Origin of the sequence: Komagataeibacter oboediens (genome assembly GCF_003207815.1) — a bacterium.
GTDB lineage: Bacteria > Pseudomonadota > Alphaproteobacteria > Acetobacterales > Acetobacteraceae > Komagataeibacter > Komagataeibacter oboediens.
Genome location: NZ_NKTX01000157.1, coordinates 1 through 2,128 on the forward strand (window position 1 = coordinate 1; position 2,128 = coordinate 2,128).

Annotated in this window: 2 pseudogenes; one reads left to right on the forward strand and one right to left on the reverse strand. The window is 58.5% G+C overall.

From position 1 onward, the window contains the following. Window positions 1-435: 435 nt before the first annotated feature. Window positions 436-822: pseudogene (locus tag CFR80_RS17820) on the forward strand (Tn3 family transposase); the annotation flags it as partial. Window positions 823-1,338: 516 nt separating this feature from the next. Here CFR80_RS17820 and CFR80_RS17825 read toward each other — a convergent pair. Next, window positions 1,339-2,034: pseudogene (locus CFR80_RS17825) on the reverse strand (Tn3 family transposase); the annotation flags it as partial. Window positions 2,035-2,128 lie beyond the last annotated feature (94 nt).

Consider the following 2,128-nt stretch of genomic DNA (forward strand, 5'->3'; position numbering starts at 1 on the left):
ATGGGGCGTCGGCTCTCGTAGGACGCGATGACCACTCGCGCGCGAAATTCAGGGGCGTGCCAGCGGCGGCGATCCGAAACGATCTCGATCCGCGAGGCGCCCGCCAGCCTGTCCCGCTCGCCTGTCTCTCTACCGCTCCTTTGGAGCCTCTCTGCGGTACTACCTGCGACACTCGCAGGTAGTACCGTGTCCCTATCTCTTAAATCGCTCATGCTTCATAGCTGAACCAGACCAGAAGTATTCAGCAAGGCGTCAGTCGCCGGAAGCTTACGCTGAGAGTATATGACGGGAAACAGGTGTTTTCCGTCATTTTTTTTCTTGCCGGGAAAAGATAGCCGCCAAGGTAGCAAAAACTGCACGACAAACCATGTCGCTTTGCATTACTGTGCGGAAACTCTTCTGATGAGGTTTGTCGTACATGCTGGTCGGTTATATGACTGGATCGAGCTCCCCGAAGAACGCCGCCGCGCCACCCGCGAGTTGAACAAGGGAGAGGCCCAGAACGCCCTCAAGCGCGCCATCTTTTTCCATCGCACCGGCCGGATCCGCGATCACGGACTGCAAGCCCAGGGACATCGGGCGAGCGCGCTCAATCTCGTCGCCAGCGCCATCGTATTGTGGAACACCACCTATCTCGGAGCCGCAATGCGGCATCTCGAACGTCAAGGACGATCCGTTGCGCCTGATCTGCTCCAGCATCTCTCTCCGCTGGGGTGGCAGCATATCAACCTGACCGGGGATTACCTCTGGACCGACGCCGGCATCCCGGAAGGGAAACTCCGCCCGCTTCGGCAAGCCATCACAATCACCGATAATCCTTAGCGTATATCTGTGTCCGTTTTATGTACCGACCCCTACATGACACTGGAAGGATTGGCCGCCATAAGCCATAGTCCCACAATCAGCCTGCCAGTCGTGGCAGCATGACCCCCTCGAGCCCATCGAGGATCGGTGTTCTTACACCACGCCTCGGGACACAGCCGTCAGACGGGTACCGAACGGTAGTGCGACGATATCAGGCTGGTATGACTGTGCATAAACGGAGAAAATATTATGATCCCTTTATTCCTCGATAAAACGACGAACCCGCCAGCGCCTCAGGAAGCGGGTTGGTATGTTCTTAGTGGGTCCAGGATTCTTGATGGTGGCCCATTCACGAGCGAGCAGGAAGCATTGCTCTGGGTTGATAGCCGACAACCGGATCCTGATGCGGGTGGACAGTCACCGTTCTGAATAGGCTTAGCAGCCTGTCGGGTTTGGCATTTTGCGGCTGATAACGCCGAGGCTGACCCGGCTTAAGCTGCCTGAATGGGGTCGTTTGCGGGAGGGGGCGAAATCCTACGCTAAGGATTTAGGCCAGCGATATTCGCCGGTGAGGTTGATGTGTTCCCATCCCAGCGGTGAGACATGGGCGAGGAGATCAGGCGGGATGATGATGCCGTCCACGGCGCGTCTGTCCACGACCTCCCCGAGTTTCATGGTGTTCCAGAAGATGATGATGGCGGCGAGCAGGTTCATGCCGGCAATACGATAGTGCTGCCCTTCGCCTGAGCGGTCGCGTATCTCACCTCGACGATGGAAGCTGATGGCGCGCTTGAGGGCATGATGGGCCTCGCCCTTGTTGAGACCGATCTGAGCCTGGCGCTGGAGACCGGCGTCGAGAATCCAGTCGATCATGAACAGGGTGCGCTCGATGCGACCGATCTCCCGCAATGCGAGGGCCAGCTCATTCTGGCGCGGGTAGGAAGCGAGCTTGCGAAGAATCTGGCTGGGGGCGACGATGCCCGCTGCGATCGTTGCCGTGACGCGCAGGATGTCGGGCCAGTTGCGCTCGATGAGCGGTTCATTGATTTTGCCGCCAACCAGCGCTCGCACATTGGCGGGCGTCGCGTTGGGCGTGAAGGCATAGAGTCTTTTCTGAGAGAGATCTCGGATACGCGGTGCGAACCTGTAGCCGAGCAAGGAGCTGGCGGCGAACACATGATCGGTAAAGCCACCCGTGTCGGCAAAATGCTGGCGGACGCGGCGGCCTGCGTGCCGCCGGTATCGAGCCAGGTAATATTTATGATGATCGTGCATCCGGTAGCCGCGATGATCGGCCCGGCTTAGCTGCATGCCTCAAATCCTT